Genomic DNA, 12632 nt, shown 5'->3' with positions numbered 1-12632 from the left:
TGCTGGCTTAGTCTCCTCTTTCAAGGAAAAAAGAAAGGGATTCTCATGCAAAGATCAGAAAAAAAAATTCCACGTTACACCATAACAACCATTTGTTTTACTTGCCTCACGCTATTAGTGGCTGCCAGTCCAAATTGGTTTCAACAAATAGACGAGGCAATCTATCACATCAAATGGCAATTAAATACGTCACTTTTAACGATTATCAATCTGATGGCGAAAACAGCAACGATTGGCCCAATGTCCCTGTTCTTCTTGTTACTTATGATTTATCTTTTTCAGAAAAAAGAAAAAGTTCTTGCCTTTTGGGCCGTTAGTAACCTTTTAATTGTAGGCTTTTTAGGGAGCGTCTTTAAACATATTATTGGTCGAACTCGACCAGATTTAGGTGCTTTAGTCGATCGAAGTTCCGCGAGTTTCCCTAGTGGGCATTCTCTGTTGGCGATGTGCCTTGTCTGTACGGTTTTTATCACTTTAACTTATCTTAAAGTTGAAAAAGCTAAAGGGATAAAAATTTTTTTAGTTGCTTATCTTGTTCTGATTGTTTTAGGAAGAATCCTTCTCCGCGTTCACTATCCTAGTGACGTAATTGCGGGTATGCTTCTAAGCTATAGCTGGGTAAACTTTTCGTTCAGTGTTGTGAATCAACGTTATTTACAAACTTTCGCAGAAGAAGACATCACGCAACGGAGTAGACGACATCATCGTAAAAGAAAAAGTTTACTCCTAGTGTTCAGTTTGACTCTTTTATTTTTAGGAACTCTTTCTATATCAGCTTACGGCGTCAGCATGTATCATAATTTAAAAAAAACAGCGAACACAATGTATAAACCACGAAAATCGTCAACTAAAAGTCCAGATTTGGCTAAAGGTGAACCTGTAAGTTTCTTAATTATGGGAATTGCGAATGATTCAAAACGGAAGACTGATTATCGCTCCAATGCTTTAATGGTGGTCACGGTTAACAATCAATTAAAAGAGACAACCATTACTAGTATTCCGCGAGATTATTATGTAGAAATTGCAGGCACTGATGGAGAATATAATAAAATCAATGCAGCCCACGTTTTCGGAGGTGCTGATATGCAAATTAAAACGGTAGAGAATATTTTACACATTCCTATCAACCATTACTTTTCTGTTGATATGGATGCCATGAAGGACCTTGGCGATGCTGTCGGTGGTGTTACCGTGAATAATGCCTTTGCCTTTGATGCTGAAGGTATCCATTATCCAAAAGGTAAGCAACATTTAGGCGGATGGGAAGCTTTGCAGTACGCACGTATGCGGTATGAAGATCCAGAAGGGGACTATGGTCGTCAACGTCGCCAACGAGAAGTTTTAATTCAATTAACAGACAAATTACTTTCTTTTAACAGCTTACTAAAGTATCAAGAAATTCTGGATGTTATTGGTGAAAATGGAGAAACTGATCTATCTTTTGACCAAATGATGTCCATGTTAAAACAATACACGCCTGCACTAAAAAATATCAAAACCGATCAATTAAAAGGCTACGATTTCACAGGTGATGGTGAGACTGGAATTGAAGGAATTTCTTATCAACTTGTAGAAGAAAGCGAACGCCAACGTGTCGAAAATGCCATCAAAGAGCAGATGGATATTGATACAAATCAGGATGAACAAAATCAATAATTATATTCCATAGAAGAAGCTATAACAAAAGCGTTCAATCCCGATACCTGATAAGGAATGGCTCTGTAATATGATTATAAATAATTTTATCGACATAACATATTAGAGAAATTTTTTATGATGATGACTAAAGATACAAGGTATTCTACTGAATTTAAGAAGGTTCTGGCTTCTTTAATTTCAGATAACTTACTTTAAAAAGGGAAATAAAATGAGAGTATTAACTATTAATAACTTGATTCATCGAGCTAATTTCACTCATGAGCTAACTATGGATGTAGGATATAGATTGAAGAGGGGCCAAAAATTTTGGCCTCTTTATTTCACACTAAAGGACTTACTTTATACTGGAGCCTAAAATTTGTATTCATTAGACAAAAATAATTTCTTTGAATTTAGATGTGGATTTTTAATAATAAAAATTTTATGCGTGTAAATTAATAATTTTGTATATCCCAAAGGCGGGCAATAAAATCAATCTAACTATATATGTAATTGTTGTATGCATATAGAGATTCTAAGAATAAACAAGATTTAGCAAATTGAATTATTGGAAAATATAAGGTAAAAAATACGTACAGAAATATACTGAATCTAAAAGTTAGACTTTTAAGGAGTGGAGAAATCCACTCCTTTTTTTACGATTTTTTAGTTTGAATTAAGGAAATAACATTAAAATATTCATTAATCATTTAAAAATCCATCAATATAAATAATAATTTTTTACAAACTAAAACCCATTGAAACCCTTATTACCATCGATTTTCTTCAAAAATTTATGGCTTCTAAAAAAAGTTTGTGAAAAAAATTTAAGAGAAAGCGTTGACAATATTTTTAACGATGTTATACTAATCCATGTAAAACACATATGACAAACATATTGACATATGACAAAATTAGTTGGAGGGAAATATAATGACACTTTATGGCAAATTACTTGAACGTGAAAAAAATAACAATCCTATTAAAGTAGGTGTAATCGGCGCAGGACAAATGGGATCAGGAATGATTGCACAAATTTCGACAATTCCTGGAATGATTGTTGCTGGAATCAGTGATATTAATTTAGATAACGCCAAACGTGCGGCTGAGGCTTACAATGCGAGTGCAGCTCAAAAAATTGATATTTTAACTACGACAGATTTTAAAGAAGTCATTCACTCTGATAAAGTTGAAATCATTGTTGATGCAACAGGTGTTCCAGAAGTTGGCGCACAAATTTCTTTTGAAACTTTAATTGCGAAAAAACATATTGTACTATTAAATGTTGAAATTGATATTACCATTGGCCCATTAATGAAAAAATTATATGATGCAGCTGGCTTAGTTTACACTGGTTCAGATGGTGACGAACCGGCAGTAACAACTCAATTATTTGAATTTGCTAAAACAATGGGTATGGAAGTTTTAGTTGCTGGTAAAGGAAAAAATAACGCGTTAAAAGTCAGTGCAAATCCTGATTCAGCTCAAGCAGAAGCAGATGCTAAAAAGATGTCTAGTCATATGTTGGCAGCTTTCCAAGATGGAACAAAAACTATGGCAGAAATGAATCTGTTATCTAATGCGATTGGATTTGTACCAGATAAAGTTGGAATGCACGGAATTTCAGCTGATTTAGATGGCACAGTAGAAAAACTTGATTTAAAAGAAAATGGCGGAGTTTTAGATAACTTTGGTGTTGTTGAATATGTCGATGGTTTAGCACCAGGTGTCTTCGTAATTGTGAAGGGTCAAAACGAAGGTGTGCGTCACGAATTAAGTTACTTAATGAAAAAAGGTGAACGGGATCATCACTTGTTATACCGTCCGTTCCACTTAGCTAGTTTAGAAACACCATTGACGATTGCTCGAGCAGTTTTAGAAAACGATCATGCAATTGTGCCAATGGGAGCACCAATTTCTGAGACAGTAGCGGTAGCGAAAAAAGATATCAAAGCTGGTGAAAGAATCGATGGTATCGGTGGTTATTGTGTCCGCGGTGTGCTAGAAACACATGCTGATATGAAGAAAAATGGAAATGTGCCAATCGGTTTAGTTGGCGGTAGTTCTGTAGCTAAACGTGATATTAAAGATGGTACGTTCTTAACTTATGATGATATTGAAATTGATGAATCAACTACTGTTTATCGTTTACGTAAAATGCAAGATCAAACCTTTGCAGAATAAAAATAAGTTGAATTTCTGGTGAAGCAGAAGTGATCATCGCTTCTGTTTCATTTTTTAAAAGAAAAGAGGAATGTCATGAATTTATTAATGGTCGTCGTGTTGCTTTTGATGGTGCTACAGTCACTTGCCAGTTTTATTCAAGTCCGCAATTATAATCGTTTTATTAGTAAAATTACTAAAGAATATGCTGGACAGACAGGTTTTGAACTACAGACGGATGTATCAAAGGGTTGGCTGTCAAAGACAATTGTGGCAATCGTAATAAATGAAGCCGGTACAATTGAACACTGCTATATTTGCCGCGGGTTGACAATCTTTGCAGGTTTTAGAGAAATGAAAAATTATCAAAATATGCATTTGAAAGATTTTTATGAAAAGCAACAGACAGTGAAACATCTATCTAAGACAGAGAATTTATTGGGAAACATCTACCTACGGAAAATGGAAGCGATTACTAATAATTAGGAGGAACAAATAATGAAGTATATTGAATGGTTCGGAACAAATTTTATTGGATTATTTGAAGCTGGCGGGGAGCAGTTTACAAGTTTTATGACGGGGATTGTTCCGTTATTGATTGTTCTACTGACTTTCACTTATTCAGTAATTGCCTTTATTGGTGAAGAAAGAGTCGACCGAGCAATTCGATTTTGTTCGAAATACATGGTGTTACGTTACTCAGTGATGCCGATTTTGTCAGTCTTGATGCTGACTAATCCAATGGCTTATACTTTTGGGAAATTTGTTAAAGAAGAAGAAAAACCAGCTTTTTATGACGCAGTTGTATCTTTTTTACATCCGGTAACAGGATTATTTCCTTATGCAAATGCTGGTGAATTATTTGTCTTTTTAGGTATTGCTAATGGGGTAACACAAGCTGGTTATAGTCAATCGACTTTGGCTGTTCGATATTTTATTGTCGGTGTCATCGTCGTATTTATGCGGGGTGTAGTCACTGAGCAAATCACTAAGTTTTTAATCTCTCGTGAATCGAAAAAAAATTCAGCCAAGAGTGTGGCTAGCTAGGAGGATCTTGACATGTTTAAAACAATTTTTGTGGAACCAGGAAGTAATGGTTGGGGTGTTGGATTGGAATTGACACCAACTGATCAGAAAAATAAAGTTGTTTCTGTAACGGGTGGCGGGATTCATCCAGTCGCGCAAGCAATTGCAGATTTAAGTGGGGCAGAAGCTTGGGATGGTTTTAAAAACCAAGTACCAGAAGAAGAAATGATGTGTGCTGTCATTGATTGTGGTGGTACAGCCCGAATCGGAGTTTATCCCATGAAACGGATTCCAACGGTTGATGTATTGCCTTCCTCACCATCTGGCCCTTTGGCAAAGCATATTACTGAAGATATTTTTGTTTCTGGTGTGAAGCCAAATAATATAAAATTAAGAGATAGCGCTACTGTAGAAGAAGTTCAAAGTGCTGGAATTGCCCAAGCCGAAAAAGAGATAGTTAATGCAGCGGCTGAAACTGAAGAAATTGAAGAAAAATTTGAAGAGAAATATGCAAAAGCAAAGGCAGATCACAAAGCTAATAACGAGAAGAAAGATGGCTTTTTAGTTCGTTTTTCTCGCGGAATCGGTGGCGTGATGGGTGTCTTCTATCAATCAGGTCGTGATGCGGTTGATATGCTTTTGAAAAATATTATTCCGTTTATGGCGTTTATCTCAATGATGATTGGGATTATCAACTACACTGGTATTGGTGATTGGATTGCAAATGTGCTTTCTCCTTTGGCGGGATCTCTACCAGGAATGTTGGCTTTAGCATTAATCTGTAGTATTCCAATCTTGTCACCAATCTTAGGACCTGGTGCGGTTATTTCACAGGTTATCGGTGTTTTGATCGGTACACAAATTGCAAACGGATCAATTCCTGTACAGTATGCATTGCCAGCATTATTTGCCATTAATGCTCATGTAGGTTGTGACTTTATTCCAGTTGGGTTAACATTAGGTGAAGCAAAACCTGAGACGGTTCAAGTCGGTGTGCCGGCAATTTTATATAGCCGAGTATTGACTGGTGTAGCTGCAGTAGCGATTGCTTATGTCTTCAGTTTTGGTATGTATTAAAAATTTAAAAGAAATTGAGGGATTCTCATGGTAAAAACAAAAGTAACTGAAATTGGTTCAATGGTAGAAGCATTTGCCGAAGAAAAATTGATTATTTTATTTGGCCCAGAAGCAACGGCTGAATTGAGAGATATTTGTGTCATTCATGAATTTGAAGAAAAACCAGAGGATGCCTTGAAAGTTGGTGGCCTTATTAAATTTGGTAGTCAAGAATATAAAATTGCCGCAGTTGGCTCTCAAGCTAATGCAAACTTCGAAGAATTAGGTCATATCTCGATTTATTTCCGTGATGAGATTGGCGAAATTTTACCAGGTGCGATTATTATTAGTCCAAGTAGTTATCCTGAAACAGTTGAAATTGGCGAAGTAATCGAATTTTTATAAAAGAAAATATGGTGAGGTGAGGCAATCGTTGTCTCACTTTTGCTGTTTTGGAAGGGGGTCAATAAAAATGAATGAACAAATGAATCGGGATTTAGTTAGAGTTGCCACAATGTATCATAAAGAGGATTTGAAACAGTCGGATATTGCCAAGAAAATGGGGATTTCTCGGTCGCTGGTTTCAAAATATTTGAATGATGCAAAAAAAGAAGGAATTGTTGACATTTACATAAAAAGTGAAAGTGCTTACTCAGCAGAGCTGGAATTAAGCTTAGAAAAAAAATTCGGGTTAAAACGAGCAGTCGTGCTAGACACAAACAATATCAGAGAAAATGAAGTCGAGAAAATTTTGGTGCAAACGGCTATTTCCTCCTTTAAACGAGACATTGATCAAGCAAATAAAATCGGTATTTCGTGGGGGAAAATGTTGCGGCGTTTTGTGGATGAATTCCCTTATGAAAATAGTCCTGAAACGATGATCGTGCCATTAATTGGTGGGATGGGTCCTGATCATGTTGATGTTCACTCAAATCAGCTGGCCTATGATTTGGCTCGTAAAATTAGAGGTCGTAGTCTGTATCTTTATGCGCCGGCTTTAGTTGATAATCATGAAGTCAAAACAAGTTTAATCGAGAATTCTTTAATTAAAGAAGTTTTGGCTGAAGGATGCAAGGTAGATCTTGCGCTAGTAGGGATTGCAGATCCTTTCTCAACTAAAAATACGATGACGGAAATCGGTTATTTAAATCCAGCTGCTTTGGCGGATTTAAAATCAGTCCATACAGTGGGAGATATTAATTCTCGTTTCTTTGATCGTAATGGCGAGGAAGTAGATAGTCGGATCAATGAAAATGTTATTGGCGTAAATTTAACAGAGTTGAAAAAAATTGATAAAATCGCTGCAATTTGTCACGAAGAATCTAAAAAATCAGCGCTTTATGTAGCGATTCAACATCAATTAATCAATATGATTGCCGTAACAACAGAAATAGCTGAATTTTTACTAGAAAAAACTGACAGCAGCGAAGAATAAAATTTGATTCTATTAACAAAAAACATTGAAGCTGCAATATATAATGCTAGCTTCAATGTTTTTTTATTTGACATATTTGGTTAAAAATTCTGCAACTGTTGCTTGATATTTTTCAGGTTTTTTTGAAAAGGCTTGTGCATGGGCAGCGCCTTTCACTACATATTTTTCTTTAGGACCTTTAGTTGCTTGGTAATTTTGGTCTAACATGGAAAAGGGCACAAATTTATCTGCATCACCATGGATAAACAACATTGGGCGTTCATTTTTAGCCAGTTGTTTAAGGGCATCAGCTTCACCAAAAAAATAGCCTGCTCTGACTTTAGTTACTAAACTAGTCACAGGGATTAGTGGAAATGCAGGTAGATTAAACATATCTTTCAATTGATAGCTCAATTCAGCATTAGTAGAAGTGTAACCACAATCCTCAACAAATGCTTTTACTTGCTGTGGTAATTTTTCGCCACTAGTCATCATGACAGTCGCGGCACCCATGCTGATGCCGTGAAGAACAATTTCTTGATCTGCGCCATTTTTTTTCAGAACCTGTTGAATCCACTGTTGGTAATCTTTTCGTTCGTCCCAACCGAAGCCAATATAATCGCCTGCGCTTTTACCATGGCCGCGAGCATCTGGGGTTAAAACATTATAGCCTAAATCATGGTACATCTTGGCATAGTCAGCCATGTCTTCAGCATTTCCCATATAACCATGGGCTATAATTGCTGTTTTTTTAGCATTTTCAGCTGGTAAGTAAATTGCTGAAAGTTTTAAACCGTCGCTGGCTTTTAATTGCCAGGTGGTTCGATTTTCTTTATTGTCAAACCATTTTTGTGAGTCGCTTACTTCAGTGCTACCGCTGCTTAAAAAATCTTTTTCTGAAGGAACGACAGCGTAATTGTAAAAGTAGTTTCCGGCGCCAATTAAAACGACAACAATCAATGCAACTAAACTAATTAAAATAATTTTTATCTTTTTTTTCATTCGATACTCCTTTATGCTTCTAGCAGTATAGAAGAAATACCATCTTTTGACAAGTTTACAGACAAGAATATTCATGCGAAAATAAGGAGTATTTTAAGCGAGGAGAAATCATGACTAATAAAAAAATCACTATTAAAGACGTAGCCAAACAATCGGGCGTTTCGATTGCGACCGTTTCCCAAATATTAAATGGCAACGATGATAAATTTAGTCCTAAGACGGTGGAAAAAGTTATAGCTGCCAAAAAAGCACTAAATTATGAACCAGATTATTTTGCCCGTCGGATGATTGTAAAAAAGAGTAAAACCATTGGTGTTTTGGTCCCAGACATTACTAATCCTTTTTTTGGCACTTTACTTTCAGGTATTGAAAAAATATTATATCGAGAAAATTTTGTAACGATTCTATGTAATGCCGATTCTGATGATCAGCGGGAAAGTGCTTATTTAGAAGAATTAAGTCGTCGTGGCGTAGATGGTTTTATTATTGCCAGTTCAGCCATTTCAAATGAAGCGATTAACCAAAATTTACGTCAAAAAAATCGACCTTTTATTGTTTTGGATCAAAAAAAAGCTGAAGGATTTAGTGATGCGGTCTTGTCGGATGATTTTACTGGCGGAAAAATCGCCGCCCAGCATTTAAAAGACTTAGGGCATCAGCAAGTAGCGGTCGTGTTGCCTAAAACAGCAACAGAAAATATCCAAACGAGGTTAGCTGGTTTTCGCTCCATTTATGGAACCAATTTGGAAGTGATTGATGCCAGTTTATCAAAGATCGGCGGACAAGCGGCTGTATCAAAAGTTTTAGCCAGCAAAGTGACCGGTATTTTTGCGATTAATGATGAGATTGCTTTTGGTTTATATTATGGCTTAAAGGAAGCCGGAAAAAAAATCCCTGACGATTATAGTATTGTCGGTTATGACAATATTGATATGGCGGCGTATGTAACGCCTGAATTAACAACTGTGGCTCAGCCCGTTTTGAAGATTGGCGAAACAGCTGCTCAATTATTATTAGAAAGAATTGCTCATTCAGATAAAGCCTGGGACGAAATAATGTTACCTGTACAATTAAAAATAAGAAAATCTACAGCACCCTTGAAATCGTTCTCTTGAAATTGTTTTCAAGGTGTGTTATATTTTTGGCAACGAATTAAAACGTTTTAATAAAACGTTTTAATTCAAACTAAATAAAGGTGGTTTTTACAAAATGAATACGATTACGGTAGTTGGAAGTATTAATTTGGATACGAATTTACGAGTGGACCATATGCCAAAACCAGGAGAAACAATTCATACCAAAGAATTATATACAGCCGGTGGTGGTAAAGGCGCTAATCAAGCTGTCGCAGCTAAACGTGCAGGAGCGAAAACTAATTTTATTGGTGCAATTGGCAACGATGCAGCCGGTACTGTTATGAAGGAACTTTTGTCTGAAGAAGAAATTGAATTAACTGGGGTACAAGTTTTGGAAAATCAAGTGACGGGTCAAGCTTTTATTACTGTTGATGAAACGGGAGAAAATAATATTATTATTCATTCTGGTGCCAACGATGCCTTTACGGCGGAAGATGTTCTAGCCCAAAGAGAACTGATTGAAGCAAGTGATTTCGTGATTGCCCAGTTTGAAAGCGCTGTAGAAAGCACTATTCAAGCTTTTGAAATCGCGCAAGCAGCTGGCGTGAAAACAATTTTAAATCCAGCTCCAGCGTTGGCAAAAGTACCGGAAAAATTATTAAAAGTTACTGATATGATTGTGCCAAATGAAACGGAAACAGAAATTTTGACGGGTATCACTATCACCGATGAAGCTAGCATGACTGAAGCAGCCAATCAATTACACGATTTAGGGATAGCTGTAGTGATTATTACTGTTGGCAGCAAGGGAGCTTTTTATCACTTTGATGGGAAAAGTGGGATTGTGCCAGCAATGAAAGTTAAAGCAGTTGACACCACCGCAGCTGGTGATACTTTTATTGGCGCTTTAAGCAGTATTTTGAAAAAGGATTTTAGTAATTTAGTCGAAGCAATTACCTTTGGAAACCATGCTTCAGCGATTACTGTGCAACGCTTTGGTGCACAGCCATCAATTCCATATCAAAACGAAATTGAGAAATAGGAGATTGAAAAATGAAAAAAACTAAAGTAATTAATTCAGATATATCACGAGTAATTAGTCAAATGGGTCATTTCGATACGTTAAGTATTGGTGATGCTGGGATGCCGGTCCCAATGACCACTGAAAAAATTGATTTAGCAGTAACCAATGGGATTCCAAGTTTTATGGATGTACTAGATAATGTCTTGGGGGAATTGGAAGTTCAACGAATTTATTTGGCTGAAGAAATTAAAACGGAAAATCCAACTGTGTTAAACCAAATCAAAGAACGCTTGCCTGAAATGCCAATCAGTTTTATTCCTCATAGTGAAATGAAGAGAAATTTACATCAAGTTCATGCCTTTATTCGTACTGGAGAAATGAGTCCGTTTGCCAATATTATTTTGGAAAGCGGCGTCGTCTTTTAAATTTAGGAGGAAATATTTATGAACACATTAGCAATATTAATTGGCTTAGGTCCGTTATTAGGTTGGGGACTTTATCCCACGATTGCTTCAAAAATCGGTGGGCGTCCTGTTAATCAAATTTTAGGTTCAACTCTGGGAACTTTAATTTTTGCCATGGTTTTTTCCTTAGTACAAGGGCTAGCTTTTCCAGGCGGTCGAGATTTATTTTTTGCAATTTTATCTGGTGTCGGCTGGGCAACAGCACAAATTATTACGTTCCAATCATTTAGGTTAATAGGTTCATCACGGGCGATGCCAATTACAACGGCATTCCAGTTGTTAGGTGCTTCTTTATGGGGCGTTTTTGCTTTAGGTGACTGGCCGGGAATGATGGCAAAAATCATTGGTGGTTTGGCTTTAGTAGTCATTATTGTGGGTGCTTATTTAACTGTTTGGTCAGAAGATCGGACTTCAGCAGATGCTGGTAAATTAAAAAAAGCAGTCATCATTTTATTAATTGGTGAAATTGGTTATTGGGCTTATTCAGCAGCACCTCAAGCAACTAACTTAGATGGGATGCATGCTTTTCTACCACAAGCGATTGGTATGGTGATTGTGGCAGTCGTTTATGCGATTTTCTTATCCTTTAAAGAAGAATCAGCTTTTAAAGAAAGTGTTTCATATAAACATATTTTCTCTGGCTTCTTCTTTGCTTTTGCAGCGTTGACGTATCTTATTTCAGCTCAACCAGATATGAATGGTTTGGCGACTGGCTTTATCTTGTCACAAACTTCGGTAGTCTTAGCGACACTGACTGGTATTTGGTTCTTAGGTCAAAAGAAAACCAAAAAAGAAATGCGAGTAACGATCATCGGGCTGCTTTTAATCTTGGCTGCAGCAGCGGTGACGGTCACGATTTAAAATTCAGCAGTTTTTCCTTCGATGATGCTATAATGACCATAAGAAAAGAGGGAATCTATGGAACTGACACTATCTTTCAATTTATTAGAAGCTGAATTTTTCTATGTTTCGCCTAAAAAACCTGTTTCAACAGTACCGTTAGTTTATTTGACATTTGCCTTTGATGAAGGACAAGTCGCTTATAATTTAAACAATCAAGCCAAACTAACGTGAAAAATGGAACGAATTGTCAAAACAATTTTAAAAAAATGGCAACAAGAAAATGCAGTCTATCAACAAGCATTAGATCAGGATTTAATTTTGATGCCCGATGAACACTTGGATTATCAGGCGGCTCTGGTCAAAAATTTGCTGATACTTTTAAAAGATAATGAACTTCCAGCGATTCGCCTAGAATTAGTCGGCAGTTGGCCTGTGTTTCAAACCAAAGACGGACAACTAGATTTAGCGAACTAATTAATATTTTAGGAGGAAAAACCATGATTTTAAATTATTTTGAAGGACAAGATGCTTTTTTTGAGGATTACAAAAAAGCAGTGAAAGAATTAAATTTCGATCAGCAAGCAGTGATTGATGATGTTTTGAAGCAGTTAAATGCAATTGATAATGCTGAAAAAGATGAATTAACTTATGTTTTGGAAGCTGATTTAACGATTAGTGGTAAAACAATTACTTTTCCTTTTAGAAAAGAGTTGGTGGCAAATGACATGGAAGCTTCTGTTTCCAACAAGTTTATTTACACTGGACAACCTTATGAAACGGATTTTGCAACAGAAGAACAATTATAATCATTGTATGACGGACTTTTGACGAGTCCGTTTTTTTTTTTGTGCAAAAAAACGTCTTTTTAAGTTAGTGAAAATAAGCTAAAATCACATTTGATGTGGCTTTTAAATTTAATAAATCAG

At 36.2% G+C, this 12632-nt stretch carries 15 protein-coding genes; 14 read left to right on the top strand and 1 reads right to left on the bottom strand.

What is annotated here, in order from left to right; all coding sequences use genetic code 11:
* Positions 1–45 precede the first annotated feature (45 nt).
* From ACVWNY_RS12190 to ACVWNY_RS12160, 7 genes are all read left to right on the top strand, one after another.
* On the top strand, positions 46–1656 hold the full coding sequence (locus ACVWNY_RS12190) for a phosphatase PAP2/LCP family protein (RefSeq protein ID WP_438719201.1): 1611 nt from the start codon (positions 46–48) through the stop codon (positions 1654–1656).
* Positions 1657–2571: 915 nt separating this feature from the next.
* Positions 2572–3822, top strand: a complete 1251-nt coding sequence (locus ACVWNY_RS12185) for an NAD(P)H-dependent oxidoreductase (protein WP_438719202.1) — start codon at positions 2572–2574, stop codon at positions 3820–3822.
* 75 nt (positions 3823–3897) lie between these two features.
* Entirely contained in the window at positions 3898–4287 is a 390-nt protein-coding gene (locus tag ACVWNY_RS12180; protein WP_438719203.1) for a transcriptional regulator GutM, read from the top strand.
* 12 nt (positions 4288–4299) lie between these two features.
* Positions 4300–4848, top strand: coding sequence for a PTS glucitol/sorbitol transporter subunit IIC (gene srlA, locus ACVWNY_RS12175; RefSeq protein WP_218326698.1), 549 nt, complete (start codon positions 4300–4302; stop codon positions 4846–4848).
* 12 nt (positions 4849–4860) lie between these two features.
* Positions 4861–5904, top strand: a complete 1044-nt coding sequence (gene srlE / locus ACVWNY_RS12170; protein WP_438719204.1) for a PTS glucitol/sorbitol transporter subunit IIB — start codon at positions 4861–4863, stop codon at positions 5902–5904.
* A gap of 27 nt (positions 5905–5931) precedes the next feature.
* Entirely contained in the window at positions 5932–6288 is a 357-nt protein-coding gene (locus ACVWNY_RS12165) for a PTS glucitol/sorbitol transporter subunit IIA (RefSeq protein ID WP_438719205.1), read from the top strand.
* A gap of 67 nt (positions 6289–6355) precedes the next feature.
* Entirely contained in the window at positions 6356–7318 is a 963-nt protein-coding gene (locus tag ACVWNY_RS12160; protein WP_218326695.1) for a sugar-binding transcriptional regulator, read from the top strand.
* 63 nt (positions 7319–7381) lie between these two features.
* Here the strand turns inward: ACVWNY_RS12160 and ACVWNY_RS12155 are convergent, their stop codons facing one another.
* Positions 7382–8299 carry an alpha/beta hydrolase gene (locus ACVWNY_RS12155; RefSeq protein ID WP_438719206.1) on the bottom strand — a complete coding sequence of 306 codons (918 nt, stop codon included), beginning with the start codon at positions 8297–8299 and terminating at the stop codon, positions 7382–7384.
* 110 nt (positions 8300–8409) lie between these two features.
* On the opposite strand from ACVWNY_RS12155, the gene rbsR reads away from it, so the two are divergent.
* The 7 genes from rbsR (at position 8410) to ACVWNY_RS12120 (ending at position 12512) form a co-directional block, all read left to right on the top strand.
* The gene (gene rbsR / locus ACVWNY_RS12150; RefSeq protein WP_438719207.1) at positions 8410–9414 is read left to right on the top strand and encodes a ribose utilization transcriptional repressor RbsR; all 1005 of its coding nucleotides are present in this window, start codon (positions 8410–8412) and stop codon (positions 9412–9414) included.
* Positions 9415–9508: 94 nt separating this feature from the next.
* Positions 9509–10417: a ribokinase gene (rbsK, locus tag ACVWNY_RS12145; RefSeq protein ID WP_454071423.1), complete on the top strand. Its 909-nt coding sequence runs from the start codon at positions 9509–9511 to the stop codon at positions 10415–10417.
* A gap of 11 nt (positions 10418–10428) precedes the next feature.
* A complete protein-coding gene (gene rbsD, locus ACVWNY_RS12140) occupies positions 10429–10824 on the top strand; it encodes a D-ribose pyranase (RefSeq protein ID WP_438719209.1) in 396 nt (131 codons plus the stop codon).
* A gap of 18 nt (positions 10825–10842) precedes the next feature.
* Positions 10843–11724, top strand: a complete 882-nt coding sequence (gene rbsU / locus ACVWNY_RS12135; RefSeq protein ID WP_218326688.1) for a ribose/proton symporter RbsU — start codon at positions 10843–10845, stop codon at positions 11722–11724.
* Between the two features lie 57 nt (positions 11725–11781).
* A complete protein-coding gene (locus ACVWNY_RS12130; RefSeq protein WP_438719211.1) occupies positions 11782–11937 on the top strand; it encodes a hypothetical protein in 156 nt (51 codons plus the stop codon).
* Positions 11938–11940: 3 nt separating this feature from the next.
* Positions 11941–12180, top strand: a complete 240-nt coding sequence (locus tag ACVWNY_RS12125) for a hypothetical protein (protein ID WP_438719213.1) — start codon at positions 11941–11943, stop codon at positions 12178–12180.
* A gap of 23 nt (positions 12181–12203) precedes the next feature.
* The gene (locus tag ACVWNY_RS12120) at positions 12204–12512 is read left to right on the top strand and encodes a DUF5960 family protein (protein WP_218326685.1); all 309 of its coding nucleotides are present in this window, start codon (positions 12204–12206) and stop codon (positions 12510–12512) included.
* Positions 12513–12632 lie beyond the last annotated feature (120 nt).

This window comes from Enterococcus sp. JNUCC 77, assembly GCF_054819945.1.
The sequence above is the reverse complement of the archived record's forward strand: the minus strand, read 5'-3'. Positions and strand labels throughout refer to the sequence as shown.

Coding starts and splice junctions, on each gene's coding strand:
- srlE (WP_438719204.1), top strand. CDS start 4,861: ATGTTTAAAACAATTTTTGTGGAACCAGGAAGTAATGGTTGGGGTGTT.
- ACVWNY_RS12165 (WP_438719205.1), top strand. CDS start 5,932: ATGGTAAAAACAAAAGTAACTGAAATTGGTTCAATGGTAGAAGCATTT.
- rbsR (WP_438719207.1), top strand. CDS start 8,410: ATGACTAATAAAAAAATCACTATTAAAGACGTAGCCAAACAATCGGGC.
- ACVWNY_RS12155 (WP_438719206.1), bottom strand. CDS start 8,299: ATGAAAAAAAAGATAAAAATTATTTTAATTAGTTTAGTTGCATTGATT.
- ACVWNY_RS12130 (WP_438719211.1), top strand. CDS start 11,782: ATGGAACTGACACTATCTTTCAATTTATTAGAAGCTGAATTTTTCTAT.
- ACVWNY_RS12160 (WP_218326695.1), top strand. CDS start 6,356: ATGAATGAACAAATGAATCGGGATTTAGTTAGAGTTGCCACAATGTAT.
- ACVWNY_RS12190 (WP_438719201.1), top strand. CDS start 46: ATGCAAAGATCAGAAAAAAAAATTCCACGTTACACCATAACAACCATT.
- ACVWNY_RS12180 (WP_438719203.1), top strand. CDS start 3,898: ATGAATTTATTAATGGTCGTCGTGTTGCTTTTGATGGTGCTACAGTCA.
- ACVWNY_RS12125 (WP_438719213.1), top strand. CDS start 11,941: ATGGAACGAATTGTCAAAACAATTTTAAAAAAATGGCAACAAGAAAAT.
- rbsD (WP_438719209.1), top strand. CDS start 10,429: ATGAAAAAAACTAAAGTAATTAATTCAGATATATCACGAGTAATTAGT.
- rbsK (WP_454071423.1), top strand. CDS start 9,509: ATGAATACGATTACGGTAGTTGGAAGTATTAATTTGGATACGAATTTA.
- srlA (WP_218326698.1), top strand. CDS start 4,300: ATGAAGTATATTGAATGGTTCGGAACAAATTTTATTGGATTATTTGAA.
- rbsU (WP_218326688.1), top strand. CDS start 10,843: ATGAACACATTAGCAATATTAATTGGCTTAGGTCCGTTATTAGGTTGG.
- ACVWNY_RS12185 (WP_438719202.1), top strand. CDS start 2,572: ATGACACTTTATGGCAAATTACTTGAACGTGAAAAAAATAACAATCCT.
- ACVWNY_RS12120 (WP_218326685.1), top strand. CDS start 12,204: ATGATTTTAAATTATTTTGAAGGACAAGATGCTTTTTTTGAGGATTAC.